This is a genomic window from Blastococcus sp. HT6-30 (assembly GCF_039729015.1).
In the GTDB taxonomy this organism is placed as follows: Bacteria; Actinomycetota; Actinomycetes; order Mycobacteriales; family Geodermatophilaceae; genus Blastococcus.
In genome coordinates this window covers 237,339-263,338 of record NZ_CP155792.1, presented here as the reverse complement: position 1 = coordinate 263,338, position 26,000 = coordinate 237,339, and the positions used below count along the sequence as shown (strand labels likewise).

The following is a 26,000-nucleotide window of genomic DNA, read 5'->3' as shown; positions in this document are numbered from 1 at the left end:
CAGACAAGACCTCCGGTGCCGTCTGCGTGCCCGAGCGCGGCGGATCGGTGACCGCACGCATCCCGGCGGCTGCCGGCCGTTGCATCCCGGAGGTCACCGTCGAGTACGCCCGAGGACGATCACCCGGATTTTCTGGTCCGGGCGGAACTCATCGAGACCCTGGCCGACGGCAGCCGCTGGGGGACGACTCTGCGCGCCTGGGACGAGGCCGGCGCCGGTACGTGGATCTGGGTCGATGTCGAGACCGTCGGCTCGGATCAGCTGCACAAGACCGCCGCGGCGCCCCGGCGCGTGCGGTCACTGCTCGACACCGCCGCCGATCCCCGACGGGTCCGACGCGACTCGCGACCACGCCGATCGCGGCGGCCGGCGAGGCGGACGGCGAGGCGGACGGCGAGGATCTGGCCGCGGAGCTGTCCGACCCCAACCGGACCCTGCCGATCGCGGTGTTCGCCAAGGACCCGATGCTCGACCAGCAACTGGCCGGCCAACCGTTCAACGTCGACAACATCGTCCGGCGTGCCGCCGGGCAGCTGGCCGGACTCGGTCCTGCTGTACCCGGTGACCAGGGACGGCACCGCGTCGTGCCGTTCCAGCGCTACACCCGCTACCGCGACCTCGTCGCCCAGACCCTGGCCCGCACCGTCGGGCCGCCGGCGGCGAGCCGCCGTCCCCCCTCCTCCTACGAGAAGGCGCGCAGGGCGCTGCGACGACGCCGGGATGCGGTGCACCACTACGCCGAGCTGCTCAGGATCGCCGACTCCGACATCGACCGGCTGGCCTCCCGCGTGAACGCGCTGGAGCACACGCTCGAGCAGCAGGAGCAGAACGTCGTCGGGCCGCAGGCCGACCTGGAGGAAGCGGTCGAGCGCGCGTCGGCCGGGCAGGCCCTCGCCGAGCGGCTGTCCCGCCAGCTGATCGCCGCCGAGGTCGGGACACCCGGCCGCGGATCGGACGACGACACCGATCTCCTCGACCTGCGCCCGACCCGCCCTGCCGCGCACCGCGCGGCAGGGCCGCGAGAGGCGCTCGACAGCCCAACCCACCCGGCCCGCGCCGGCCGCGCGTCGCCCGACCACCGGGCGCGGGGGCCGGTTCCCACGGCGGAGCTCGTAGGATTGCTTCCCAGCACATGCTCACCCGCCCTGTCCGGTGTGACCGGTCCGAGGAACTGCAGGAGGGGAGCCGGTGCCGTCTCGCGTCCGCCGGGCGGTGAAGCCGGTCTTCCTCGGCGCTGTGACGCTGGTGGTCGCGATGGGAGTTGTCGCCGCCGTGCGTTCGACGGGACCCGACCACGGCACCCCGGTGAATCCGCTCCCTCCGGCCGTCGTCGCCGAGTACTGGCGTGCCGACGGCTCACCGCGGCTGACCACGGCCAGCGACCGGGTGAACGTCTTCTTCCTCGCCTTCGCCACCAGCGCGCGAAGCGGCACCGGGGAGCTGGAGTTCGACCCCGACCAGGGCAGCGGCGTGACGCCCGAGGTGCTGCGCGCCGACATCGCCGCGGTCCAGGCCCGCGGGGCCATGGTCCTGCTGTCCATCGGCGGCGCGGTCGACGGCGGGATCCGGATGCGCACCGACGCGCAGGTCGACGAGGCCGTCGCCTCCATCGTGGGAATCTGCGACTACTACGGCTGCGATGGCATCGACTGGGACCTCGAGCAGGGCGGCGCGGGCACCGACCTGCAGGCCCTGGTCAGCGCCAGCGCCCAGCTCAAGGCAGGGCGGGGGGCCGACTTCGCCGTCACCGTCTCCGCCGAGCCCGGCTTACGCCTGTACGAGGACTTCGCCCTGGCCGAGGGAGAAGCCACCGTGGACGGCCGCACCTGGCGCGGCCGCGTCTGCGACCTCTACGGACCGCAGTTCTACGACTTCCCGCAGAGCCCCGCGCAGCGCCGGGCCGACATCGTGGCCACGGTGCAGCGGATGGTCGACCGCGGACTTCCGCCGTCCCGGTTCGCCATCGGGACCACCTACGCAGGCTCCGCCCTCGGCGCGCCGGGACAGATGCCGGTCGAGGAGTACCTCGCCGCCTACCGCACCCTCGCCGACGCCGGCTCCCGGGTGCGCGGCGCCTACGTGTGGGACATGACGATCGAGAGCGCGCGGGGCTACCCGTTCGCCGAGGCCTTCGGCGCCGAGCTCGGCACCTGATCCCCCGCCGGCTCGGGGAACTCGAGAATCCGCCCGGCCGCATCGGGCCGCACCTCAGTGGTGGTGCAGAGCCCGCGCTCGTTCATGGCGTCGACGATCGCCTGCAGAGCCTCGATCGAGTTGAGGGTCGCCTGGCCCAGGCCGTCGTGCATGGTGATGATCGAGCCGCTCCGCATCGGCCCGACGACGTTGGCCGCGATCTCCTCCGCGGAGATCCCCTCGCTGTCGTGAGAGTCGACCAGGTTGTCGCTCGCCCCGTGGCCGAAGGACATGACCAGCCGCAGCCCCAGTGTCTGCGCCACGTCGTCTACCTGGCGGTTCACCGCGCCGTACGGCGGCCGGTACAGCTCCGGAATGGGGGCCCCGTTGGCCACGAGCAGGTCGTTGGCCCGCCGTAGCTCGTCCCGGATCTGAGCCTCCCCCCACGGCACCACCATGTCGCCGCCGGGCAGCCGCCCGGTCACGAGGTTGGCGTGCGACTGGGTGTGGTTGCCCAGGACGTGCCCCTCGGCGACGGCCCGACGGACCAGCTCCCCGCGGCCCTCGACGTTGTGCCCGCTCCAGAAGAAGACGGCGCGCAGCCCGTAGTCGCGGAGCCGGTCGAGAAGTTCACCGGTGTGCTGCCGCGGCCCGTCGTCGAAGCTGAGCACGACGTACCCGCCGGAGCAGTCGCTGGCGAGGGGCCGGACGGCCGCCGGCTCCTCGGCCGACGGCGCTGGGGTCGCCGACACGTCGGAGACCACCCGGTAGCCGGCGAAGGTCAGCCCGAGCACGACCGCCAGCGCGGCCAGCAGCGGCCGCCCCCGCCGCCCGCGATTCACCGGGACACCTGCCGGTAGACCAGCCAGACGTCCGCGTCGGCGACACCCGAGGCCGGGATCGTCGCGACCAGCTCGTACTCGGTGTAGTTGTCGTGCAGGGCAGTCAGCACGACGTCCTCCATCGCGTCCTCGGCCGGCGAGCCGGTGCTGGCCGAGTGGAGAACGATCGCCTCGTAGCGCAGGTCCTCCACGGCTACCCGGACGGCGTCCTCGCCACCGGCGTAGAGACCGTAGGTGTCCGCCCACTGCACGGTGGGCTGGTCGGCCGTGTGGTACTCGAGCGCCTCCGCGGCCGTGCCGCTGGCCAGGTACAACCCCGGCTGCGGGTCGTCGAGGATCTGGGCGACGACCGGGCGGACGTCCGGCCAGGCCGCGTAGACCGCGCCCGACCGGGAGAAGCCGAACAGCACCAGCACCGGCAGGACCAGCAGCACCGGCCCGAGCCGCCACGGTCCCCGCGACATCCGGGTCAGCGCGACGCCGGCCAGGGGAGCGAGAAACAGGGCCGAGTACGCGAGGTTTCGGTCGAAGGCCACCGCCGAACCCATCCACAGCTGCGCGGCCGGGAACAGCGCGCTTCCGGCCAGCAGGGCCGCGGCGAGCAGCGCATTGCGGCCGCCCGTGGCTACGAGCAGCACCGCACCGGCTCCGGCGATCGCCACCAGCAGCCCGATGTCGAGCGCGAGCCAGCCGACCAGCCCGGTTCGGGAGTGTGGGCTGAGCGGCGCGTTGCCGACGAGATCGGTCCACGCGCGGGCGCCCGGTCCTGCCCCGAGCAGGTGCGCCACGCCGGTCAACAGCACCGTCGTGCCGCCGGCGACCGCCGTCCGGCGGAGCGCACCAGTGCGGCGGCACGCGCCCGTGCGGCGGTGCGCGCCCCTCCGCCGGGACGCGCCGGCGCCGGCCAGGCAGGCCCCCGCTGCGAGGACGAGCGGAACCAGCAGGGAAGTGGAGTGCTCGAGGACGGGCACCAGGGCGAGCAGGGCGCCTGCTCCCAGCGCCGACGCGGGACCGCCGCGTGCGGCGATCGCCCAGAGGGCCGCAGCGAGACCGGCCAGCGCCACCGCGTCCGCCGTCCCGAGGCCCGCGACGAACACCACCGGAGCGCTCAGCGCGAAGGCGACGGCCGTCAGGACCCCGGCGCGGTGCGGGAAACGTACGGACACCGCACCCGCCAGTAGCACCATCGCGGTAACCACGCAGGCCAGCCCGGCCGCGCGGACGAGGAACAGCCCGCCGACGCTGTCGAGCGCGGCGGCGAGCACGGGGTAGAGGAACGGCGCGCCGGGCAGCGCGCCGCCGGGCGCGCCCGCCGGGGACTGCGTGACCCACTGGAAGATCAGATCCCGGCCGGTGGTGATGGCGAGGGCCTCGTCGGCCGAGGCGCCGTTGCGCAACCGCAAGGCCAGGACCGCGAGCACGACCGCCGTCAGGAACAGCGGAAGCCGGGTGATCCACCGGCGGATGCCCGGGGTGACCAGGCGGTCGGGGAGGCTCAGCAGCAGCGCGTCGTGCCAGTGCGGTGCCCGGTAGGACCCCGTCGGCGGGGCGGTGGTGACCGTCATCGCCGCCCCGTCTCCGGGGACGGCAGGGTGTCGTCGCGCTCGTTCTTCGGCAGGATTCGTCGCACCGCGAGGCCGAGCATCAGGACGGTGACCGACGTCAGGACGGCGGTGGCGCCCATGAACCCGTCGTGGGTGACCTGCTCGAGCAGCGCGGAGAAGCCGGCGGGGTCCATCAGGTGATCCACTCGGGCTCGGCGCCGTGCAGCGCGCGGGACAGGGCCTGCCAGTTCACGACCGACTGGGCCATGTCGTAGACGATCATCGGGAGGAGGAGCGCGGCGTAGAGGCGCCCCCGCCGGCCTGCTCTCCAGGAGGCCAGCACCTGGTCGACGACGAACACGGGGATGATCGCCAGCCAGATCAGGTGCAGCGCCGGCTCCTCGAGGGCCAGCGCGTAGGACCAGGCCGCGAGCATGAGCAGCGGCACCAGGCTGCGGAAGTACGTCCACGCCTGGACCAGCCAGGCCTTCCGCGTGTGCTCCACGAAGCCGTAGGACATGAGCGTCTCCAGCGTCCCCCGCTGCCAGCGGAGCCGCTGGGTCCGCCAGTCCGACCAGGTCGGCATGATGTCGGTGACCACCTGGCAGTCTGCCGCGCACCGGGGGTCGTACCCGAGCCGCTGCAGGGCGACGGTCAGCTCGTAGTCCTCGGTGAGCGACGTCTCGTGGTAGACCTGCCCCGGCACACCGGGCAGGAGCGCGGAGCCACGGGCAGCAGCCACGGCCCGCAGCGCCTCGGCGGTGAACATCGTCGCCGCGCCGGAGAGCACGTGGATCCGGCCCGCGCGGCGGTGCACCGTCCGCAGGCCCTGGGCGTACTCGATCTTCTGCAGCAGGCCGATCCGGGACGGGTGGTCCGCAGCCACGTAGGAGCCGCTGATGCCCCCGCGCTGCCGGTAGGCCTCGAAGTAGCGCATCCCGCGCTCGATGAAGTCGGGGCTCAGCCGGCTGTCGGCGTCCATCGACAGGACGACGTCGTCCGGCTCCAGCGCCGCCAGGACGCGTGCCAGCCCCTGGTTGAGCGCCCCCGCCTTCTTGGCGGTGTTGCCCCGCGTCTCCAGCACGTCGACGCCCAGCGACCGGGCGATCTCGACCGTGCCGTCCGTGCAGTTGTCGGCGGCGACGAGGATGCGCTGCGGCGCCCTCGTCTGCCTCCGGAGGCTCGCGATCGTCTGCGCGATCCCGACCTCCTCGTTGTGTGCCGGGATGATCGCCGTGACCCGAGGCTGCTGCCGCGCCAGGGGGCGGCGGGGTGCCGGCGCCGTCGCGGGGGCCGCCTCGGCCGGCGGCAGCACCGCGGTGTTCGAGTCGAAGCGGTACTGCCGCGGAATCTCCGGCGCCAGTGTCCCGCCGGTCTCCGTGGGGCGCGCTCGCCCGTCAGCGGGACGCGCGTCGCCGCGCCCGATTCCTGCAGTCCCCACCAGAGTCCCCCCGCGTGCCGCGAGGCCGGCGCGTGCGCTGCGGGCTCACGGATTCGTCAATGCTGCGCTGCGCTGATCACCGCGATGACGACCGGCAGGCAATGTGCAACTTAATACGCGCGGAGGCCCCCGAATAGGCATTGGCCATGCAATCTTTGTGCTCCCAGCCAATCACAATCTGTGATCGGTATACGGAGAGAGATGACATTGTGACGTGGGCGTTCGTTGGGTTCGGCCGGAGATCACTCACAGCCCGGCGCCGCCGTCATCACTCTCCGTCCGCGCCGATGGGCGACAGGGGTCCATTCCGGGCACAATTCCTACGCGTTCACCGACCGCCGTCCGCACCGAAATGCCGGGTCGCACCGGTGCCGGTCCCGGTCGCGCCCCCGGCACCTTGCGTAGCCCAGAAACGCCTGGTGAGCAGCCCGGAAGCCATTCCGGACCATCGAGCAGACGACGCCGTCGACACCGCTCGCCACACTCGGAAACCGAGCCCCCCGGACCGCCGCCGGGAGCTCACCGCTCGACGCCGTACGGGCCGGCACAAGCGGGCCGGTCACTCCCCGGGGATATAGGTGACCGCGCTCGCGCACGGGACGGCGCGCGCCCGCCGCCGGCGCCGGGCGTGGGTGGCCGACCGACGGTGAGGACTGCGGAGAAGGGCCGTGCGCGCCTCGAGCTTCCCCTTCCTGCCGAGTTGGGCGACCAAGGTCATCGATGCGGGCGGTCGGGCAGAGCCCTGGCCAGGGCCTCGGGCGCGACGCCGCCCTGGGCAGCAGGCGGAGTCGCGACCAGAAGCCGGACATCCGCGCCGGCTTCTGGTGGGACGACCGGGCATCGAGATCGGTGACGACCTCGGCGTCAGCCGCGTCGTCGGCGTCCTCCGCAGGCGTGTCCCCGGCGTCTGCCTGTAGCGGGAGCGCACTGAGCGGCTCGGGGAGCAGGCGATGGAGATCGGACGGCCCGTAGGCGGACGGGGGCGCCGCATGGCGGCCCTATCCGGCAGCCCCTGCAGTGCGAAAGAGGACGGCGACACCCATCGGCGCGGGGTTCGGCTCCGGGGCGGCACCCTGACCGATCACCCGCGGCGGCAGCTCTGCGCGCCCGTGTGGGTTCTCCACACGGAAGTCATCGGCAGTCGAGGGACCGCTCGTGACCGTGCGCGCCGGCCGGCACCGCCGGAACCGGTCCACCGACGCACCCCCTCCGGGTGATCCGGGGGCCCGCGCCGGTGGACTCCGCCCGTTCCGCAGCCGACAGTCCTCCCATGGACGAGCGAGAGCAGGAGGCGGCCACGCGGCCACGCGCCGGCCACGCGCTGTTCCTGACGATCGGGCTGGTCGCGCTCTTCGCCACCGGGATCGGCCCCCGCCCGGCCGGCGCGGCGTGGGACCGGGCCTACGACGTCGTCCTCTACAACCTCCCCTACCTCGCCGCCGCGGCGGCGTGCGTGCTGGCGGCCAGGCGGGTCCGGACGGAGCGGTACGCCTGGGCCGCGCTCGCCGTCGCGCTGGCGCTGGGCGCGGTGGGCAACGCGCTGCGCGTGCTCTCCGCCGGCCTGGCGGGCAACGAACCGTCCTCCACGCTCTCGCACGCGGTCTCGTTCGCGGCCTACCTGGTGATGTACGTGCCGGTCGTCGTGCTCATCCGCGCGCGGGTGCCGCGCTTCCACCCCAGCATGTGGCTCGACGGCCTCGTGGCCGCCCTCGGCAGCCTCTCCGCCGGGGTCGCCTTCCTGCTCGGCCCCTACCTGCTCACCGGCCCGGACGAGACGCCGGTGGCCGCGATCGACCTCGCGGCACCGACCACGACGATCCTGCTCATCGCCGTCGTCATGGCCGTCGGCGGCATCCTCGGCGTGCGCCTGGACCGCACCTTCGTGCTGCTCGGCGCAGGGCTGGGGTTCATCTGCGTCTCGGACCTGGTCCTGTTCGCCCTCAAGGTGCAGGACACCTACGTCGACGGCGGCCCGCTCGAGCTCGGCTGGCTCGCCACCGTCGTCCTGGCGGCCGCCGCCGCGGAGGGGGCGACCGAACCTCCGCGCCGCCTGAGCAGCACCGGCTCACGCATCGGCTGGCGCCTGCTCGCGGTGCCGCTGGCCTGCCTCGTGGCCAGCCTCGTCGTGCTCAGCCCGTGGGCGCAGCCCGTGCCGGACATCGCGGGCTGGTTCGCCATCGGCTGCGTGCTGGCCGGCGTCGTCCGCATCGCCGTGACCTTCCGCGAGGTCCGCGGGTACAACCAGATCAAGCTCGAGTCGCGGACCGACGAGCTCACCGGGCTCGCCAACCGCCGCGCCCTGCTCGAGCACGCCCAGCGCGTCGTCACCTCGGCCGACCAGGAGCGCCCCGCCGCGCTCCTGCTGCTCGACCTCGACGGCTTCAAGGAGATCAACGACAGCCTCGGCCACTCCGCCGGTGACGACCTGCTGCGCCAGATCGGCCCGCGGCTGCGCGGCTCGCTGCGTGCCGACGACGTCCTGGCCCGGCTCGGCGGCGACGAGTTCGCCGTGCTGATGCCCGCCGCGGAGACCGCCGAGGCGCGCGCGCTGGCCGAGCGGCTGCGCGGCCTGCTGCTCACCCCGTTCACGGTGGCCGACGTCCGGCTGCACGTCGGCGTCAGCATCGGTGTCGCGACCACGCCGGCGCCGGCGACGACCGTCCAGGAGCTGCTGCACTGCGCCGACGTGGCCATGTACCGGGCCAAGCGCGGCCGCGAGGGAGTGCACGTCTACGTGCCCGACCCGGTCACGGGCACCGCCGGCAGCGACCGGCTGCGCACCATGGAGGAGCTGCGGACCGCTCTCGCCGGGGACGAGCTCTGCGTCTTCCTGCAGCCGCAGATGGACCTGCGCGACGGCCGGGTCGTGGGCGCCGAGGCGCTGGTGCGGTGGAACCACCCCACCCGGGGGCTGCTCTCGCCCGCCCTTCTGCTGCCGGCGGCCGAGCAGGCGGGCCTCCTGCGTCCGCTGACCGACCGGGTGCTCGAACTGGCGCTCACGGCGGCCGCCCGCTGGTGGCCCGACCGCGAGGTGCCGGTGTCGGTCAACCTGTCGGCGGCGAACGTCACCGACCTCGACCTGGCGGGGAAGGTCGGCGCCGCGCTGCACCGGCACGGCCTGCCCGCGCGGGCGCTCACCCTGGAGCTCGTCGAGGACACCCTCATGGCCGACCCCGAGCGCGGCCGCACGGTGCTCGGCACCCTGCGCCGGTCGGGTGTCCGGACGTCGATCGACGACTACGGCACGGGCTACAGCTCGCTGGCCTACCTGCGGCACCTGCCGGCCGACGAGCTCAAGCTCGATCGCAGTCTGACCGCCGACGTCGACCGCGATCCCCGGGCGGCGGCGATCGTGCAGAGCACCGTCGCGCTCGCCCACGCCCTCGGCCTGAGCCTGGTGGCCGAGGGGGTCGAGACCCTGGCCACCGGCGCCACGCTCGCCCGCCTGGGCTGCGACGTCGCCCAGGGGTACGCCATCGCCCGTCCCATGCCGGTCGACGACTTCCTGCGGTGGCTGGCCGCGTCGGACTCCGGGCTCGTCGACGCCGAGCTGATCCCCCAGTTGAGCCAGGGCCCGGCGCGCGACTGACCTGCCGGAAGCGCCGGTCCCGGTGCAGCTGGGGCGACACGCCGGAGAAGATCAGCACACTCCGCGGCCGGCTGGACACTATGTGCGTGTGACGCCATCCTCCCCCGCCCCAGACCTTCCGCGGATCCGTTCCGTCCCCTGGCGGGACCTCGCACCCGAGATCGTCCGCCAGCGGCTGGTGATCGAGGGCATCCCGGCCTCGCCGGTGGACGATGCCCAGATCCGCACGTACCTCTCGGCGCTGTCCCGCGAGGTGGACATGGTGCAGCTCCTCGAGCCGGTGACGCACCGCTCCGATCTCTACGGCTGGGCCGGCTGGATCCACTGGGAGACGTCGGGCGCGCACTTCTACGCCTGGGAGCAGCCACGGCTGTTCTTCTCGGTGGACGTCTACACCTGCAAGGCGTTCGACCCGGACGTCGCGGTGGCGTTCACCGCCGACTTCTTCGCCGCCCGCACCGTCGTCGCGAAGTCCTTCTGACATGACCCTGCGACTGCTCGTGGCGCACTCCCCCGAGGAGCGGAACGCCGCACGACAGGTCGAGGCCCGGGTCTTCCTGCAGGCGTTCGGCAACACGCCGGAGCTCCTGGAGCAGGAGTACGGCCCGTTCGATTCGCGGTCGCGGTTCATCGCGGTGATCGACGACGAGGCCGGCACCGCCGTGGGCACCGCTCGGCTGATCACCGCCGCCGCGAGCCCGGTGAAGACGCTGGTCGACGTCGCCGGCGAGCCGTGGCACCTCCCCGTGGCCGACAGCCTCGGCGAGGTCGGCCTCACTCCCCCGACGGTGTGGGACGTGGCGAGCCTGGCCGTGGACCCCCGCTACCGCACCGGGGCGGCAGGCGCCGAGATCAGCGTCGCGCTGTGCCACGGCATCTGGCGGTACGCGCGCAACTGCGGCGTCCCGGGCATGGTCACCGTCCTGGACGACCGGGTGCACCGCTTGGTCCGCGCGATGGGTCTCCCCTGGCACGCGATGCCGGGGGCGACCTCCCAGCCCTACCTGGGCTCCCCCGCCAGCACGCCGTGCCTCTTCGTCGTGGCGACGGCGGAGGAGGAGGTGTACGCAGCCCGTCCGGACCTCGCGCCGGCGCTGGACCACGGCGTGTTCCGCTCGATCTCCGTCGACCCGGCCGACCTGGCGCCGACCCGCGGCGCCCTCGTCCCACCGACCGCACCGGCCGACCGGCCCGAACGATCGCTGCCGCCGCGGCGCGACACCACCGGGTGGCGGCCGCCGACGTCCCGCCGCACCGAGGTCTCCGCGCACCCGCCGGGCGCGTAGTCCCCGGACGACCCCCGGCCCGCCGCACGCCGCCCGCCCGGACGGACGAGAACGGCCCGCCCGGGCGCACGAACGCCGGTCAGCCGGTGAGCAGGTCGCGCACCGCTCCGGCGATGACCGCCGTCTCCGCGGCCCGGATGCCGGGCCGGCCGGCGATGTGGCCGAGCTCGGACCGCAGCGGGCGCAGCTCTGCGCCCGGCACGAGCGCCGCCTCGATCTCGGAGTCCGCCGCCGTGAAGTAGGCGTCCGTCGTCGACGGCATGACGATCGTCCGCGCCCGGACGCCCCCCAGCGCGCCCTCGTAGCCCCCGGGCCGGCCCCGCCCCACGTCGCCGCTCTGCCAGGTGTCGATCATCGCCAGCAGATCGTTGGCGTCCATCGCCGCGTGGTCGGCGGCCCAGCCGTCCAGCAGGGCCTGCACGCTGGCATACCCGAGCTCGCGGTAGGTGCCGTGGTGGAAGAAGTCACGGGAGTAGGCCCATCCGGCGTACACCCGCCCGAACGCCGCCAGCCCCGCCACCGGCGGCTTCCCGTACTCGCCGCCGCGGAACGCGGGATCGGCCGCCAGCGCCGCCCGCACCCCCTCGAGGAAGACGTGGTTGTGCGGGGAGCAGCGGGCGGCGCCGCAGATCGGCAGCAGCGCCTCCACGTCGTCGGGGTAACTAGCGGCCCACTCGTATGCCTGCATCGCCCCCATCGACCACCCCACGACCAGCCGCAGCCGGCGGACGCCGAGGACGTCGAGCAGCCGGCGCTGCGCCCGCACCTGGTCCCGCACGGTCACCACGGGAAAGCGCGGACCGGCGACCTCCGCCTCCGCGTTCGAGGGCGACGTCGAGACGCCGTTGCCCAGCATGTTCACCACCACGACGAACAGGCGGTCGGTGTCCAGGACGCCACCGGGGCCGATCCACGGGCGGTAGCTGTCGGCGGTGCCCGTGTAGTAGCTCGGCACCAGGACGGCGTTGCCGCCATCAGCGGCGAGCGTGCCGTGCGTGGCGTAGACGAGCCGGGCCGGCAGGTTCGCACCGGACTCCAGTGCGAACCTGCCGAGGTCGAAGGTGGCCGGCATCAGAAGAACTTCAGGTAGCGCTCCGTCTCCCATGCGGAGATGTGCGACTGGTAGGAGTTCCACTCGGCGCGCTTGTAGTCGATGAACGAGTTGTACAGCGCCTCGCCGAACACCTCGCGGGAGAGCGCGTCGGCCTGGAACTCGTCGATCGCGGCGGAGAGGTCCCGGGGCAGCACGTCGATCCCGAGGTCGGCGATCTGGGCGTCGGTGTACTCGTACATGTTCTCCCGGTGCGGCGCGCCCGGGTCCAGCTGCTCGCGCACACCCTCGAGGCCGGCGGCGAGGATCATCGCGGCCCCCAGGTACGGGTTGCAGCTGATGTCCGCCGCCCGGCACTCCACCCGGCCACCGGCCAGCGGAACGCGGATCATGTTCGTCCGGTTGTTGTCGCCGTAGCTGACGAAGACCGGCGCCCACGTCGAGCCCGACGTCGAGCCCCCGCGGACCAGCCGCTTGTAGCTGTTCACCGTCGGGGCGATGACCGCGCTGATGGCCTTGGCGTGCCGCAGCACGCCGGCGATGAAGGAGTAGCCGAGCGCCGAGACGCCCACGCCCTTCGTGTCCTCCCCCTCGGCGAAGAGGTTCTTCCCCGTCTCGAGATCGGCCAGCGACATGTTGAAGTGGGCGCCCGAGCCGGTGCGGTCGGCGAAGGGCTTGGCCATGAACGAGGCGAAGTAGCCGTGCTTGCGGGCGATCTCGCCGGCCATCATGCGGAAAAAGGTCACCCGGTCGGCGCTGGTGAGGGCGTCGGCATAGTCGAAGTCGATCTCGAACTGGCCGCGGGCGTCCTCGTGGTCGAAGGAGTAGACGTCCCAGCCCAGCTCGTCCATCGCCTCGACCAGCTCGGTGAGCCAGCCGAAGTTGTCCAGCGTCGTCGTCAGGTCGTAGCAGGGCTTGGCCGCCACGTCGCGCTCCGAGACCTCCTCGGGGCCCTCCTCGCCGTCCTTGAGGACGAAGAACTCCGTCTCGATGCCGAGGTTGAAGGTGAACCCGAGCTCGGCTGCGGCGGCCAGCTGGCGCTGCAGGATGTACCGCGCGCCGGCCTCGAACGGCTTGCCCTCGGTGTAGAGGGTCGAGGGGAAGTAGGCGACCTCGCGCTGCCACGGCAGCTGGAACCCGCGGTCGAGGTCCGGGTGGGCCGCGACCTCCTCGTCGCTGATGTCCTGCGGCACGCCGTCCACTGCGGCCCCGGTGAACAGCTCCGAACCCCCGGCCATGTTCGCCAGGTGCGCGAGGGGGACGACCTTCCCCTTCAGGCGCCCGTGCAGATCGCTGAAGCCGGCGAGGGCGTAGCGGACGCCGGCGGCCTCCAGGCGGGCGCGGACGGCCTCGACGTCCTGCGTGCCGGCCGGGGTTCCGATGGTGGCGGTCATGGTGTCCTCCTGGGGAGATTTCGATGTCGTCTCGAAATATGGTCGCACATGGTTCCGATGGAGCATCGAAACTATTGCGCCCGTGTTAACTTCCGCCCGTGGAGGAGACCGCGACGCCCCCGACCCGCCCCCGTACCGACGCGCCCGCCGACCGCCCGCGCACGGTGGGGCGCCCCCGGCGCACCGGCGCCACGCCGTCCGGCAACCCGAGGCAGGAGATCCTCGACACCGCGGCCCGGCTGTTCGCCGACCGCGGCTACGTGGCGACGACGATGTCCGAGATCGCCCGGGCGGTCGGCCTGGGTCAGTCGTCGGTCTACTACTGGTTCCGCTCGAAGGAGGACCTGCTGCGGGCGATGACCGGCGCCAACCGGGAGTCGTTGGAGGTCGCCCACCGGCTCGCGGCCGTGTCGACGCCGCCCCCCGTGCACCTGTACGCCGTTCTCTATGCGGACGTGCTGCAGATGTGCCGGGGCGCCCTGGACTTCTACGACCTCGAGCGGGTCGCGTACACGCAGCCGGAGGCCTTCGCCGAGATCCTCGCCGACTACGGCCGGCTGCGCGCCGAGATCGAGGCCGTCGTCGACGCCGGCATGCGATCCGGCGACTTCCTGGCAGGCGATCCCCGGGCTGCGACCCTCGCCTGCCTGGCCCAGACCGAGGGCATCCAGCACCGGTTCCGCACGCCGGCGCCGGACGCGACGGAGCGGGGCTCGGCCCTGCGGGGGCCGGCGGACGCCGCGCGGCTCGCGGCGGCGACCGCGGTGCGCGCCCTGCTCGTCGACCCGGCCCGGTCGGCGGAGGCCGAGCGCGGCGCCATGGCGGCACTGGGCGAAGCGTAACGCGAGCGACATTGATTCGATAACTCATCGGAACGGCGCCTGCGCAGGATATCGATAGCGCATCGAAGGTGTCGGTGCGCCCGGGCCGCACCCTGGAGGCGCACATGGACCCCACCACGTCGGGCAACACCGCATGGCTGCTGACGGCGATCATCGCCGTCATCCTCATGCTGCCGGGGCTCGTCCTCTTCTACGGCGGCATGGTGTCCCGCCGGACGACGACGAACATGATGATGATGGTCTTCGGCGCCTTCGCCGTGACCGCGTTCGTCTGGGTCGCCTTCGGCTACTCCGCCGTCTTCGGCGACAGCGTCGGTGGCGCGGGGATCCTGGGGAACCCGCTCGAGTTCGCCGGGCTGGGCCAGCTGCTCGCCCCCGCCGAGGACGCCGCGCTGCCGCCGCTGGCCCTCGCGACGATCCACCTCGGCTTCGCCGGCCTGACGATCGGCATCATCGCCGGCGCGGTCGCCGACCGGATGAAGTTCGGCGCCTGGATGGTCTTCGCGCCCCTGTGGGTGACGTTGTGCTACCTGCCCGTCGCGCACTGGGTCTTCGCCTTCGACAGCGCGGACGGCGGCACCACCGGCGGCTGGCTGGCGAACGTCGTCGGCGCCGTCGACTACGCCGGCTCCACGCCCATCCACGTCAACTCCGGCATCGCTGCCCTCGCCCTGGCGATCGTGCTCGGCAAGCGGCGCACCTGGCCGGTGCAGCCCAAGGCGCACAACCTGCCCTTCGTCATCGTCGGCGTGGGCCTGCTGCTCACCGGCTGGCTCGGCTTCGACGGTTCCGCGCTCGGCGCCGCCGACAACGACGCCGCCGTCGCCGTCTTCAACACCCTCGCGGCTGCCTGCGCCGGGGCGTGCGCGTGGTTGGTCGTCGAGAAGCTCCGCGACGGTCACGCCACCACGCTGGGCGCGTGCTCCGGCGCCATCGCGGCGCTGGTCGCGATCACGCCGTCGTGCGGTGTCGTCTCCCCCGTCGGATCGCTGCTCATCGGGGCGGGCGCCGGCGTCGTCTGCTACTTCGCGGTGCTGCTCAAGCACCGCCTCGGCTACGACGACGCCCTCGACGTCGTCGCGCTGCACCTCGTCGGTGGCGTCGTCGGCGCGCTCGCCATCGGGCTGCTCGCCCACCCCGACGCCCCGATCGGGGAGACCGGCCTCCTCTACGGCGGCGACCCCGGCCTGCTGGGCCGCCAGGCGGTCGCGCTGCTGGCCACCTGCGCCTGGACCTTCGCCCTCACGTACCTCATCGCCAAGGTCCTGGACCGGACCATCGGGATCCGCGTCACCGAGGAGCAGGAGAGGGAGGGCCTGGACAGCGCCCTGCACGCCGAGAACGCCTACGAGGACCCCGACGTCCTGGCACACCAGGCCCGGGGTCACGCGGAGCACGGGCACCACCTCGACATCGGCATCGACGCCGGTGCGGAGCCGGCCCGCCGGGGGTGAACCCCGCGGCGCCGCGGGAACAGGACGCAGTTCCCGGCCCGGGTCGACCTGCCGCCGGTCGGTGACCAGACGCGCTCCGTCCCCCGCCGGGCCGCTGCGGTCCGGCGGGGGACGGACTCGGTGCCGGGGGCACCCCTGGCTCCGGGGAGGGGGAGCTGAGCTCCTCCTCCCCGGAGGCGGGTCAGCCCTGCGTACGGGGGATGATGCGCAGCAGCGCGGTGCCGGCAGCCAGCAGGGCGAATGCCGCCAGCACCCACCACAGGCCGTCGAACCCGGTGTAGGCGAGGACACCGCCGGTGCCGCCCGCGGCGAGCGGAGCGGAGGGGTTGTCGTACAGCGTTACCACCTCCTCTCTCGTCCGAGTGCCGCGTCGGCGTAGGCCTTGGCGTGCACGAGTTGGAGGAACAGGTCGTACACCAGCTCGTACATCGAGGCGGCGGCGAGCATGTGCCGCCAGCCTCGATCCCGGACCGTGACGACGCGCTCCACGACGAAGATGGCCGTGACGGCCAGCCACACCGGCTGCATGCGCAGCCCCCCGCCGATCAGCAGCGCCCAGAGCAGGCTGCCGAGATAGGCGAACGTGACCAGGACGCCGGCCAGGGTCAGCGCCTGGCGACCCCAGTACCGCCAGGTGATCGGGGTCAACCCGTACTGGAAGCAGTTCTCCACCGCTCCGCGCTTCCACCGCAGGCGCTGGGACCACAGCGCACGCCAGGTCGGCATCACCTCGGTGACGAGGGTGCACTCCTTGGGGCTCAGGACCTGGTAGCCCAAGTGGAGGATGGCGAAGGTCAGCTCGTTGTCCTCGGTCAGGACGGTGGTGTCGTAGATCCCGCCATCGCCGTCACCCGCCGGAAGCCGGCCGTCCCGCCTGGCCGTCGAGACCTCGCGCAGGGTCGCCGCGCGGAACATGGCGGCCGTCCCCGTGACCACCAGACACCTGCCCTTCAGGCGGCGCACGTCCCTCCCGTACCGGGCGTATTCGTTGCGCTGGAGGTGCCCGACGAGACCGCCGCCCTCGTCACCGCGGAAGGTGCCCCCGACCGCGCCCATCGTCGCGTCCCGGAGGACGTGACGAGCGGCGCCGGCGAGGAACCCTGCGTCCAGCTGGGAGTCGGCGTCCTGCACCAGGAGGAGGTCGTCGTCCGCGGCGTCCGGGCGCGGCAGCCCTTCGGACCGCCTCTCGCGCGACGCACGCCGGTCCTCGCCCCGCCGGTCGATCGGGGCGCCACGGCGTTCGGTACCCGCGAAGGATCGCCCCTGCCGCCGCCGTGCGCCGCCGCGCCGATCAGCGGCGCGGCGGTCGGCCGCTGCAGACCGGCGGAACCGTCGGCGCCACGCCTGATTCAGGGCGCCCGCCTTCTTGTCCCGGTTGCCGACCGTCTCGAACACCTCCGCCCCGGCGGCGCGGGCGATGGCTGCGGTGTCGTCCGAGCAGTTGTCGGCCACGACCACGATCCGGCTGGGCGGCAGGGTCTGGCTCCGCAGACCCGCCAGGGTGGCGGCGATCCGCTCCCCCTCGTCATGGGCGGGGATCAGGACCGTGATGTGCGGAGACGGCGCGGTCGGCAGTCCTCCCGGCGACTCCTTGCCGTCGGCGTCGCCGACGACGGACGCCGACCTCGTCGGCGTGGCGAGCAGGCCTGCGGCCACCATGCGTACCTCCCCCGGTGTGACCGGCTGGTCGGCCGATCACGAGTACGAGGTGACCGTAAGTCACTGCCCTGGGGTGGGGTACCGCTCAGGCACCACAAGTCCACCGATCGGGTGGCACCAGGGATGACTCAGCGTCACCGGATGGAGCGAACGGGGGCAGGTGCGGGCACTCTCGGGGGTGTGACCCTCCCCGGCGAGATCGGGGAACGGCCATGCCGCTCGATCAGCGCGGCTTCTTCCGGCGATCCGGCCGGCCTCGCCGCAGCCAGTCCCCGCGCTCCCCCAGGCTCAAGCTCCGTCCGAGGAGAACGCCGAGCAGGACGGCGATCAGCACCCAACCGATGCTGAGCCAGACCCACCAGGGCATCGAGCACCTCTGTCCGCCGGGTCGCGCACGCCACGTGTCGGGGAACTAGCTGCCCGCCGACCTCATCAGGCAGCCCAGAAGTGGGTGGTTCCAGGCCCCTTCGCGCCGAGCGCCCCGCCTGCCGGCGAGCGGCGGGTCAGCGGGTGGTCGTGTCGACGTGGTCCTGCGCCTCGCGGGCGGCCAGCCGCTCGCGCTGCGGGACGACGACGTACTTCGGGTCCTTGGTGCTCGCGATGCCGGCTTCGAAGACGCCGAAGCGGGTGAGCAGCGACCCCGCGGCCAGCAACGTCCCCGACGCGATGGCTCCCAGCCGGGTGCGCCCGGCGACGGCGGTCAGCCCGGCCCCCACCGCGGTGCACGTCCGGGCCGCCCGCATGAACGTTCCTGGCCGGCCCTCGTGGAACGGCTCGCTGACGATGCCGTGGTCGTTCTCCACCTTGTGCACCACGGCCAGCTCGATCGCGGCACCGGCCATCGCCATCTTCCGGGCCGGCCCGGCCTCCTCCACCGGCGTGAACATCATCGTGATGCCCCCGCCGGCGGCCATCGCCGAGCCACCGAAGACGTAGGGCAGCTGCGTGTGCGCCGCGTGCCACGACGGCACCGCCGTGTTGGCCAGCAGCACCCCGGTGTAGGTGGCCAGCGGCCCGCCGAACAGCGCGGACACCACGCCGCCGAACCGCTTCAGCCGCGGGAACCAGCCCAGCAGCTCCACCGCCGCCGTCGCCCCGGCCGCCGCGCTGAACGGCGCCAGGATGTACGTGCCCACCGACAGCGGCGAGGTCACCTTGAACACCCGCAGCATGTGCAGGAAGCGCTCGGGCCGCCCGAGGTCGTGGATCAGCCAGCCCACCGACAGGATCGACCCGGCGCCGGCGGTCAGCCGGGACGCCTTCGTCAGCGCCGGCCGGCCGGTGACGTCGGCCAGCGCGCCGAGGATCGCCGAGGACCCGGCCGCCCCGCCCAGGAACAGGTACAGCGGCACGTCCGGCGACTTCCACACCGGCGTCTTCACGATCTGGCGGCCGTAGTAGGAGGTGAACTCGACGTCGTCGACCATCGAGACCTCGCCGCGGCCCCGCCACCCGCCGCCGCGCCGCTTCTTCTTGCCGGTGCGCTGCGTCGCCGGGCCGCGGTCGGCCTGGCGCCAGCCTGAGCCCGGACTGGTGATCCCGCCGGTCATGTCACCTCCGCCGCGAGCCGACGATCGCCGTGACGGCGACCCCGACCATCATCGCCGCGGCCTTGCCGGCCGCCTTCCACATCGCCGGCAGGTCCCGCGTCGTCACGATCGGGTCCGGCGGCAGGCCGTACACCTCGGGCTCGTCGAGCAGCAGGAAGAACGCCCCGTCCCCGCCGACGCCGTCGTGCTCGTCCCGCCCGTACAGCCGGGCGGTCTCCACGCCCTGCTCCTTGAGCGTCGCCAGCCGCGCGTCCGCCCGGGCCTGCAGCTCGTCGAGGTCGCCGAACTGGATCGACTGGGTGGGGCAGGCCGTCGCACAGGCCGGCTCCTTGCCATCGGTGAGCCGGTCGTAGCACATCGTGCACTTGAAGACCCGGCCGTCGTCCTTGCGCTGGTCGATCACGCCGTACGGGCAGGCCGCCACGCAGTAGCCACAGCCGTTGCAGATGTCCCCCTGCACGACGACGGTGCCGAACTCGGTGCGGAACAACGCCCCGGTCGGGCAGACGTCGAGGCAGCCGGCGTGCGTGCAGTGCTTGCAGACGTCGGAGCTCATCAGCCAGCGGACCTGCTTGTCCGCGCCGCTCTGGCCGGTCTGCGGGTCGAACTCGCTGAGCGCCTCGGCGTTGAGCACGCTGCTCTGCTGGGCGTTCGCCAGGCTCACGTCCTCCCCGGCTTCCGCCGGCGACGGACCGCTGCCCTGCCGGTCGTCCCCCGGCCGGCCGAAGGTCGGCATCGGCAGGTCGACGGCCCGGCTCTGCTCGATGAAGGCCACGTGCCGCCACGAGTTCGCACCCAGCTGGCCGGTGTTGTCGTAGGACATCCCGGACATCCCGATCGCGTCCCGCACGCCGTGCGAGTCGTCCATCGGGAGGGTGTTCCACTCCTTGCAGGCCACCTCGCAGGCCTTGCAGCCGATGCACACCGAGGTGTCGGTGAAGAACCCGACCCGCTTGGGGTGGTCCTCCTCGTACCCGGACTCACCGGTCACGTCGGGCACCGGACCGTACAGCCGGTTACCGGGATCGTGGCCGGTGAACGCCGCGCTCGCCGAGCTGATCGTCATGCCGCGCCCTTCGCTGCGATCGGAGTTCTCACAGGGTCGACCCTTCTCCGGCGTCGGCGGCGACCGGGTCGCGGCCGTTGACCCCCACCCGTCCGGACTCCACCCCGGCCCGCCGGCGGTAGTCCTCCACGAACTCGAGGAGCTCCGGGCCGCGCGGCCGCCGTCCGGGGACGATGTCGGCGGTGCTGACCTTGTCCTCCTGGATGTGCGTGTTCGCGTCGAGCACGATGCCCAGCAGGTCGTTGGCCGAGTCGCCGGTGGAGATGCCGTTGTAGGACCAGTGGTAGGGCATGCCGATCTGGTGCACGACCTGGCCGTCGCGCAGCCTGATCGGCCGCATTCGCTCGGTCACCAGCACCTTCGCCTCGATCGCCGTCCGGGCGCTGACCAGCGTGGCGTAGTCGCCGTGGGTGAGCCCGCGCAGCGCCGCCAGCTCCGGGCTGACCTCGACGAAGAACTCCGGCTGCAGTTCGGCGAGGTAGGGCAGCGTGCGGCTCATCGCGCCGGCCGTGTGGTGCTCGGTGAGCCGGTAGGTGGTCACCTGGAACGGGAAGATCTCGCTTCGCGACGGGTTCTCCCGGTTCCACGGCCCCGGAATGCGCTGGACGGTCGGGTTCGCCTGCTGCTGGTACAGGGGGTTCTCGACCACCGACTCGACCGGCTCGTAGTGCGTCGGCAGCGGGCCGTCGACCAGCCCCGCCGGCGCGTACAGCCAGCCCTTCCCGTCGCCCTGCATGACGAACGGGTCGTTCCCGGCGAGGGCGTCCTGCGCCCTGGCACCCTCCGGCGGCACGTAGTCCGGCCGCTTGTTCTTCTCGAAGTCGGGAACGTCGAGACCGGTCCACTCACCGGCGGCCTCGTCCCAGTACACGTACTTCTTCCGTTCACTCCACGGCTTGCCGTCCGGGTCGGCCGAGGCGCGGTTGTAGAGGATGCGCCGGTTGAGCGGCCAGGCCCAGCCCCACTCGAGGGCGGCGGGGCCCTGCTCGTCGGCCGGCTTCCGGCGCGCGGCCTGGTTGACCTCGTCGGCGTAGACGCCGCAGTAGATCCAGCAGCCGCCGGTCGTCGAGCCGTCGTCCTTCATCTGCATGTAGGACGACAGCGCCCGCCCGTCGGGCCCGGTGCCGTTGATCTCGCGAAGCACGTGCTCGGCGCTGGGCTCACCCTCGGGGCCGTGGGTCGGGTAGTCCCACGTGAGGTCGAGCAGCGGACGGTCGCGGGGGTCGGTGGAGTCCTTCAGCTTCTCCCGCAGGATGCGGCCCAGGTGGAAGTAGAACCACAGGTCGCTGCGGGCGTCGTTCGGCGGATCGACCGCCTTGTCCCGCCACTGCAGCACCCGCTGGGTCTGGGTGAAGGTGCCTTCCTTCTCCACGTGCGTGGCCGCCGGCATGAAGAAGACCTCGGTGCCGATCGTCTCGGGGGCCAGCTCCCCCGTCTCGATCTCCGGCGACTCGTTCCAGAAGGTCGCCGACTCGATCATCTGCAGGTCGCGGACGACGAGCCAGTCGAGGTTGGCCAGGCCGAACCGGTTCATCCGGCCGTTCGGGTGCCCGACCGTGGGGTTCTCCCCGACCAGGAAGTAGCCGGAGACCTTGCCCTTGATCATGTCGGCGATCGTGCGGTACGAGCTGTGGTCGCCGTTGATCCTGGGCAGGTAGTCGAAGGCGAAGTCGTTCTCCGCCGTCGCCGCATCGCCCCACCAGGCCTTGAGCAGGCTCACCATGTAGGACGGCTTGTTGCCCCAGAAGCCGGCCTTGCCGGCGGCGTCGGCGACGTAGTCCTCCAGCGTCTGGTGCTGCAGGGCGTGGGGCATCGGCAGGTAGCCGGGCAGGATGTTGAACAGCGTCGGGACGTCGGTGGAGCCCTGGATGCTCGCGTGGCCGCGCAGCGCCAGGATGCCGCCACCCGGGCGGCCGATGTTGCCCAGCAGCAGCTGCAGGATCGAGCAGGTGCGGATGTACTGGGCGCCGACGCTGTGCTGTGTCCAGCCCACCGAGTACACCCACGCCGTGGTCCGCTCGCGGTTGCTGTTCTCGGTGACCCACCGGGCGACCTGCTCGAACACCGCCGGCTCGATGCCGCAGACCTCGGCCACCATCTCCGGCGTGTAGCGGGCGTAGTGCCGCTTGAGGATCTGGAACACCGAGCGCGGGTGCTGGAGCGTGTCGTCGCGCTTCGGCTTGCTGGCGATCGGCGGCCCACCGCTGCCGGCGGCCTGGGCGTGGTCGGCCCGCTGGACGCTCGGGTCCTGCTCGATGCGCTGCTGCTCGGCGGCCTCGGCCGGGTCGTCGGAACCCGAGTGCGGCGCCTCCTCCGGCTCGTACTGCCAGCTGGACTCGTCGTAGGTGCCGGTCTCCGGGTCGTAGCCGGAGAACAGGCCGTCGAGGTCCTCCGAGTCGGCGAAGTCCGCACTGACGATCGCGGCCGCGTTGGTGTAGGCGGCCACGTACTCCTTGAAGTACAGGTCGTTGCTCAGCACATGGTTGATCAGCCCACCGAGGAAGGCGATGTCGGTGCCCATCCGCAGCGGGACGTGCAGGTCGGCGATCGCGCTGGTGCGGGTGAACCGCGGGTCGATGTGGATGACCTTGGCACCGCGGGCCTTGGCCTCGACCACCCACTGGAACCCCACCGGGTGGCACTCGGCCATGTTCGAACCCTCGATGACGATGCAGTCGGCGTTCGAGAGGTCCTGCTGGGTGTTCGTGGCACCGCCACGACCGAACGAGGCGCCCAGACCGGGCACCGTCGAAGAGTGCTATATGCGCGCCTGGTTCTCGATCTGGATCGCGCCCAGAGCGCTGTAGAGCTTCTTCATGAGGTAGTTCTCCTCGTTGTCGAGGGTCGCCCCTCCGAGGCTCGCTATCCCCATCGTCCGGCCGAGCCGCCGGCCCGCGTCATCGGTGTCCTGCCAGCCTTTGCGACGGGCCTCCAGGACGCGGTCGGCGATCATCTCCATCGCCGTGTCGAGGTCCAGGTCTTCCCACTCCGTCCCGTAGGGACGGCGGTACCTCACCGTGGTCTGGCGCGTCGGGCTGGTGACCAGCTGCTTGCTGGCCGAGCCCTTGGGGCACAGCCGGCCGCGGTTGATCGGCGAGTCCGGGTCGCCCTCGATCTGGACGATCTTCTCGTCCTGCACGTAGACGTTCTGCGCGCAGCCGACGGCGCAGTACGGGCAGACGCTCTTCACGACGCGGTCGGCGGTCGCGGTTCGCGACACCACCGCCTCCGTCGCCTTGCTGCGCGCGGCCACGCCACGCCCGAACGGGTCCGAACCGGTGAGCTGCCGGTACACCGGCCAGCTCTCGAGCCAGGTCTTCACACCCGTCACTCTGCCACCCGATCCGCGGCGCGGCGCGCTGACGGGCCCGGCGCCTGCTCCGCGACTCCCCCGGACGAGTCGCGCTGGGCCTCGGTGAACGTGAACGCCAGGGCGCTGGACTGCCGGCGCAGCCCGTCACCCGCGCCCGAGGGGAAGGAGATGGTGGTCAGCAGGTGGTCGAGAACGGGGCGTCAGCCGCGGGGCGGGAGCTCGCTGCCGGGGCGCCGGGCCGGCATCGCGACGAGCGCGAGCAGCGCGAGGACGGCGACCGCCCACCCCGCCAGGACGAACAGGTCACCGGCGTGCAGCCCGTGGTCGCCGCTCAGCCTCAGGAGCACCGGCCCGTCGTTGCTGTACTGACCGGTGACCAGCAGGAAGGCGAAGCCGGACACCACCGCCCCCGCGACGAGGGCGCACAGCCGGCGGAGCATCGACCAAACATAGCGGCAAGGGATCGCGGCGTTCAGGCGCGGTCGGTGCCACGCCCCGCCGGGCGCCCCTCGCCGGCCGCGAGGCGGGCCGCCTGCGCGCGGCGCTGCGCCGACCGGCGCAGCAGCACCTGCGCCTGGACGAGGTCGTCGGTGCGCCGGGCGCGCTCCGCCAGGACGTCGGCGGTCTCGAGCAGCAGCGCCACCCGCCGTCGCTGCTCGCCCCTGACGTGCGGGAGGGGCACCTGGTCGGGCAGCTGCCCTGAGGTCATGCCCGCATCGTGGGGGCTGCCCGGCGGCGCCGCGAGTCGACCCGGTCGCCGACCCCGCTCGGCGTCGGCGCCGGGCCCGCTCGCGGCATGGTCGTCGCGCTGCGGCCGGGAAAGCTCCTGTGACGGCCTGGTGAACAGCAGGGTGGCCCGCTGGTGCGGGCGTCACGGCTGGTCGACAGTGTCGGCGTGAGACCTGACGCCCGCGCCTGGTTCGCCGACCGCACCACCGCCGCGCGCTCCCTCGCGCAGCTCGATCCGGTCGCCCTGCTGCAGGCCAAGCGCCGCGGGGGCCACCGGGTCAGCGTCGTCCTGCCCGCCCGCAACGAGGAGGCGACGGTCGGCCGGCTCGTCGCCGACCTGCACGCCCGCTGGGTGCGCGAGGTTCCCCTGGTCGACGAGCTCGTCGTCGTGGACTCCGACAGCACCGATGCCACCGCCGCCGTCGCCCGGGCCGCCGGCGCCGACGTCGTCGCCACCACCGACGTGCTCCCCGGCCACGGCACCCGCCGTGGCAAGGGCGAGGCGCTCTGGAAGTCGCTGGCCGCCACCACCGGCGACCTCGTCGTCTTCCTCGACGCCGACCTGCTCGGCGACGTCGCCCACTACGTGCCCGGCCTGCTCGGCCCGCTGCTCACCGACCCGCAGGTCGACTACGTCAAAGGCTGCTACACCCGCCCCCTCCAGGTCGGCGGCGTGGAGCAGCCGGCCGGCGGGGGCCGGGTGACCGAGCTGACCGCCCGCCCGCTGCTCAACGCGCTGTGGCCCGAGCTCGCCGGCTTCGTCCAGCCCCTGGGCGGGGAGTACGCCGGCCGGCGCTCCGCCCTCGAGCAGGTGCCGTTCGTCTCCGCCTACGGGGTGGAGGTCGGCCTGCTCGTCGACCTGCTGCGGCGGGGCGGGCTCTCCTCGCTCGCCCAGGTGGACCTCGGCGAGCGCCGGCACACATCGCAGAGCGTCGAGGCGCTCGGCGAGATGGCCGGGCAGGTCGTCGCGGCCGTGCTCGCCCGCGCCGCTGCCGAGCGCGAGCCGAGCGGGCTGCTCACCCAGTTCCGGCACGACGGCGCGGGTTTCGTGCCCCGTACCAGCGCCGTCGCCGTCGACGAGCGCCCGCCGATGGCCACCGTGCCGGAGTACCGCGCCCGCCTCGTCGGCTGACCGCTCGCGCCCTCGGTCGCGGAGCCCGCCGCGGGCGGGGAGGATCCCCGCGTGCCGCTCGACCGTCCCGCCCGTCGTCCCCCCCCGTCCGCACCGGTGAGCGGACCCGAGGTCGTCGCCCACCGCGGAGCCACCGCGGAGGCGCCCGAGCACACGCTGGCCGCGTACCGGAACGCCGCCGTCATCGGCGCCGACGCGGTGGAGTGCGACGTCCGGATGACCCGCGACGGCATGCTCGTCTGCGTCCACGACCGGCGGGTCCGGCACACCTCGAACGGCCGCGGCGTCGTCTCCGCCCTGCACCTCGCCGAGCTGGAGCAGTTCCGCTTCGGCGCCCGGCGCGGCCGGCTGGACCGGTGGAAGGACGACACGATCACCGCGGTCACCGACGAGCCCGACGTCGAGAACGGTCTGGTGCTCACCCTGGACCGGTTGCTCGAGTACGTCACCGCGACGCCCGAGCCCGTCCGGCTCGCCATCGAGACCAAGCACCCGACCCGGCACACCAACCGCGTGGAGCAGGAGCTGGTGCGGTCCCTGCGCCGCTACGGCCTCCTGCAGGGCGACCGTCCGGCGGAGTGGAGCGGGAAGCCGGCGTTCCGGGTGATGAGCTTCTCCCAGCGCGCGGTGCGCCGCGTCCACGCGCTCGCCCCCGGCGTGCCCACCGTGCAGCTCATCGGGAAGCGGCTGCGCCCGGTGCGAACCGAGCTGCTGGCGGGCTCGATGAGCGCCGTCGGCCCGGGGCTGGCGCTGCTGCGCGCCGATCCGGGGTACGTGGCGGCGGCGCAGGCCGCCGGCAAGGAGGTCGTCGTGTGGACGGCGAACACGGCCGCCGACATCGACTTCCTGGTCGGCCTCGGCGTGGACGCGGTCATCACCGACCGGCCGGAGGAGGCGCTCCGCCGGCTGGGCCGCGGAACGACCCCCGCGGCCTGACGGCCGGCCGAGAGCGGGCAGCGACCTGCGGAGCCACCA

The 26,000-nt window shown here is 73.0% G+C and carries 22 protein-coding genes and 1 pseudogene; 8 read left to right on the top strand and 15 right to left on the bottom strand.

Annotation, left to right across the window (positions count from 1 at the left end):
- Window positions 1-257: 257 nt before the first annotated feature.
- Window positions 258-1,004, bottom strand: coding sequence for a hypothetical protein (locus ABC795_RS01210; protein ID WP_347058991.1), 747 nt, complete (start codon window positions 1,002-1,004; stop codon window positions 258-260).
- Between the two features lie 184 nt (window positions 1,005-1,188).
- Here ABC795_RS01210 and ABC795_RS01205 point away from each other — a divergent pair, with 184 nt between their 5' ends.
- Entirely contained in the window at window positions 1,189-2,154 is a 966-nt protein-coding gene (locus ABC795_RS01205) for a glycosyl hydrolase family 18 protein (protein ID WP_347058990.1), read from the top strand.
- Here ABC795_RS01205 and ABC795_RS01200 read toward each other — a convergent pair.
- From ABC795_RS01200 to ABC795_RS01185, 4 genes are read right to left on the bottom strand one after another with little or no spacing between them, the layout of a single operon-like run.
- Window positions 2,112-2,975 (bottom strand): polysaccharide deacetylase family protein, encoded by an 864-nt coding sequence (locus ABC795_RS01200; protein WP_347058988.1) that lies wholly within the window; start codon window positions 2,973-2,975, stop codon window positions 2,112-2,114. The genes ABC795_RS01205 and ABC795_RS01200 overlap by 43 nt on opposite strands.
- Window positions 2,972-4,540, bottom strand: a complete 1,569-nt coding sequence (locus ABC795_RS01195) for a hypothetical protein (protein WP_347058986.1) — start codon at window positions 4,538-4,540, stop codon at window positions 2,972-2,974. The genes ABC795_RS01200 and ABC795_RS01195 overlap by 4 nt, the downstream gene beginning before the upstream one ends.
- Window positions 4,537-4,713, bottom strand: coding sequence for a hypothetical protein (locus tag ABC795_RS01190; RefSeq protein WP_347058985.1), 177 nt, complete (start codon window positions 4,711-4,713; stop codon window positions 4,537-4,539). The genes ABC795_RS01195 and ABC795_RS01190 overlap by 4 nt, the downstream gene beginning before the upstream one ends.
- Window positions 4,713-5,960 carry a glycosyltransferase family 2 protein gene (locus ABC795_RS01185; protein WP_347058984.1) on the bottom strand — a complete coding sequence of 416 codons (1,248 nt, stop codon included), beginning with the start codon at window positions 5,958-5,960 and terminating at the stop codon, window positions 4,713-4,715. The genes ABC795_RS01190 and ABC795_RS01185 overlap by 1 nt, the downstream gene beginning before the upstream one ends.
- Before the next feature lie 1,270 nt (window positions 5,961-7,230).
- Here ABC795_RS01185 and ABC795_RS01180 point away from each other — a divergent pair.
- From ABC795_RS01180 to ABC795_RS01170, 3 genes are all read left to right on the top strand, one after another.
- Entirely contained in the window at window positions 7,231-9,549 is a 2,319-nt protein-coding gene (locus ABC795_RS01180; protein WP_347058983.1) for a bifunctional diguanylate cyclase/phosphodiesterase, read from the top strand.
- 88 nt (window positions 9,550-9,637) lie between these two features.
- Window positions 9,638-10,030, top strand: a complete 393-nt coding sequence (locus ABC795_RS01175; protein ID WP_347058982.1) for an S-adenosylmethionine decarboxylase — start codon at window positions 9,638-9,640, stop codon at window positions 10,028-10,030.
- 1 nt (window position 10,031) lies between these two features.
- The gene (locus ABC795_RS01170) at window positions 10,032-10,835 is read left to right on the top strand and encodes a hypothetical protein (protein WP_347058981.1); all 804 of its coding nucleotides are present in this window, start codon (window positions 10,032-10,034) and stop codon (window positions 10,833-10,835) included.
- A 79-nt stretch (window positions 10,836-10,914) separates the two neighbouring features.
- Here the strand turns inward: ABC795_RS01170 and ABC795_RS01165 are convergent, their stop codons facing one another.
- Together ABC795_RS01165 and glnT are read right to left on the bottom strand one after the other, a co-directional pair.
- Complete coding sequence (locus ABC795_RS01165) at window positions 10,915-11,907, bottom strand: alpha/beta fold hydrolase (protein ID WP_347058980.1); 993 nt, start codon at window positions 11,905-11,907, stop codon at window positions 10,915-10,917.
- The gene (gene glnT / locus ABC795_RS01160; RefSeq protein WP_347058979.1) at window positions 11,907-13,280 is read right to left on the bottom strand and encodes a type III glutamate--ammonia ligase; all 1,374 of its coding nucleotides are present in this window, start codon (window positions 13,278-13,280) and stop codon (window positions 11,907-11,909) included. The genes ABC795_RS01165 and glnT overlap by 1 nt, the downstream gene beginning before the upstream one ends.
- 98 nt (window positions 13,281-13,378) lie before the next feature.
- Between glnT and ABC795_RS01155 the strand changes: the two genes are divergently transcribed.
- Together ABC795_RS01155 and ABC795_RS01150 are read left to right on the top strand one after the other, a co-directional pair.
- A complete protein-coding gene (locus tag ABC795_RS01155) occupies window positions 13,379-14,122 on the top strand; it encodes a helix-turn-helix domain-containing protein (protein ID WP_347058978.1) in 744 nt (247 codons plus the stop codon).
- Between the two features lie 68 nt (window positions 14,123-14,190).
- The gene (locus tag ABC795_RS01150; protein ID WP_347058977.1) at window positions 14,191-15,576 is read left to right on the top strand and encodes an ammonium transporter; all 1,386 of its coding nucleotides are present in this window, start codon (window positions 14,191-14,193) and stop codon (window positions 15,574-15,576) included.
- A 181-nt stretch (window positions 15,577-15,757) separates the two neighbouring features.
- Here the strand turns inward: ABC795_RS01150 and ABC795_RS01145 are convergent, their stop codons facing one another.
- The 8 genes and pseudogenes from ABC795_RS01145 to ABC795_RS01110 form a co-directional block, all read right to left on the bottom strand.
- Window positions 15,758-15,922, bottom strand: a complete 165-nt coding sequence (locus ABC795_RS01145) for a hypothetical protein (protein WP_347058976.1) — start codon at window positions 15,920-15,922, stop codon at window positions 15,758-15,760.
- Window positions 15,916-17,235: a glycosyltransferase family 2 protein gene (locus ABC795_RS01140; protein ID WP_347058975.1), complete on the bottom strand. Its 1,320-nt coding sequence runs from the start codon at window positions 17,233-17,235 to the stop codon at window positions 15,916-15,918. The genes ABC795_RS01145 and ABC795_RS01140 overlap by 7 nt, the downstream gene beginning before the upstream one ends.
- Window positions 17,236-17,458: 223 nt before the next feature.
- On the bottom strand, window positions 17,459-17,602 hold the full coding sequence (locus tag ABC795_RS01135; RefSeq protein ID WP_347058973.1) for a hypothetical protein: 144 nt from the start codon (window positions 17,600-17,602) through the stop codon (window positions 17,459-17,461).
- A 136-nt stretch (window positions 17,603-17,738) separates the two neighbouring features.
- Window positions 17,739-18,785 (bottom strand): NrfD/PsrC family molybdoenzyme membrane anchor subunit, encoded by a 1,047-nt coding sequence (nrfD, locus tag ABC795_RS01130; protein WP_347058971.1) that lies wholly within the window; start codon window positions 18,783-18,785, stop codon window positions 17,739-17,741.
- Window position 18,786: 1 nt separating this feature from the next.
- Window positions 18,787-19,851, bottom strand: a complete 1,065-nt coding sequence (locus tag ABC795_RS01125) for a 4Fe-4S dicluster domain-containing protein (protein WP_347058969.1) — start codon at window positions 19,849-19,851, stop codon at window positions 18,787-18,789.
- A gap of 28 nt (window positions 19,852-19,879) precedes the next feature.
- Window positions 19,880-23,182: pseudogene (gene fdh / locus ABC795_RS01120) on the bottom strand (formate dehydrogenase).
- Between the two features lie 182 nt (window positions 23,183-23,364).
- On the bottom strand, window positions 23,365-23,604 hold the full coding sequence (locus tag ABC795_RS01115; RefSeq protein ID WP_347058967.1) for a hypothetical protein: 240 nt from the start codon (window positions 23,602-23,604) through the stop codon (window positions 23,365-23,367).
- A 32-nt stretch (window positions 23,605-23,636) separates the two neighbouring features.
- Window positions 23,637-23,873, bottom strand: a complete 237-nt coding sequence (locus ABC795_RS01110) for a hypothetical protein (protein WP_347058966.1) — start codon at window positions 23,871-23,873, stop codon at window positions 23,637-23,639.
- A gap of 186 nt (window positions 23,874-24,059) precedes the next feature.
- Here ABC795_RS01110 and ABC795_RS01105 point away from each other — a divergent pair, with 186 nt between their 5' ends.
- Window positions 24,060-25,025: a glucosyl-3-phosphoglycerate synthase gene (locus ABC795_RS01105; protein ID WP_347058965.1), complete on the top strand. Its 966-nt coding sequence runs from the start codon at window positions 24,060-24,062 to the stop codon at window positions 25,023-25,025.
- A 96-nt stretch (window positions 25,026-25,121) separates the two neighbouring features.
- Window positions 25,122-25,961 (top strand): glycerophosphodiester phosphodiesterase family protein, encoded by an 840-nt coding sequence (locus ABC795_RS01100; protein ID WP_347058964.1) that lies wholly within the window; start codon window positions 25,122-25,124, stop codon window positions 25,959-25,961.
- Window positions 25,962-26,000 lie beyond the last annotated feature (39 nt).

Coding starts and splice junctions, on each gene's coding strand:
- ABC795_RS01195 (WP_347058986.1), bottom strand. CDS start 4,540: ATGACGGTCACCACCGCCCCGCCGACGGGGTCCTACCGGGCACCGCAC.
- ABC795_RS01190 (WP_347058985.1), bottom strand. CDS start 4,713: ATGGACCCCGCCGGCTTCTCCGCGCTGCTCGAGCAGGTCACCCACGAC.
- ABC795_RS01180 (WP_347058983.1), top strand. CDS start 7,231: ATGGACGAGCGAGAGCAGGAGGCGGCCACGCGGCCACGCGCCGGCCAC.
- ABC795_RS01170 (WP_347058981.1), top strand. CDS start 10,032: ATGACCCTGCGACTGCTCGTGGCGCACTCCCCCGAGGAGCGGAACGCC.
- ABC795_RS01165 (WP_347058980.1), bottom strand. CDS start 11,907: ATGCCGGCCACCTTCGACCTCGGCAGGTTCGCACTGGAGTCCGGTGCG.
- glnT (WP_347058979.1), bottom strand. CDS start 13,280: ATGACCGCCACCATCGGAACCCCGGCCGGCACGCAGGACGTCGAGGCC.
- ABC795_RS01140 (WP_347058975.1), bottom strand. CDS start 17,235: ATGGTGGCCGCAGGCCTGCTCGCCACGCCGACGAGGTCGGCGTCCGTC.
- ABC795_RS01135 (WP_347058973.1), bottom strand. CDS start 17,602: ATGCCCTGGTGGGTCTGGCTCAGCATCGGTTGGGTGCTGATCGCCGTC.
- nrfD (WP_347058971.1), bottom strand. CDS start 18,785: ATGACCGGCGGGATCACCAGTCCGGGCTCAGGCTGGCGCCAGGCCGAC.
- ABC795_RS01125 (WP_347058969.1), bottom strand. CDS start 19,851: ATGACGATCAGCTCGGCGAGCGCGGCGTTCACCGGCCACGATCCCGGT.
- ABC795_RS01115 (WP_347058967.1), bottom strand. CDS start 23,604: ATGCTCCGCCGGCTGTGCGCCCTCGTCGCGGGGGCGGTGGTGTCCGGC.
- ABC795_RS01110 (WP_347058966.1), bottom strand. CDS start 23,873: ATGACCTCAGGGCAGCTGCCCGACCAGGTGCCCCTCCCGCACGTCAGG.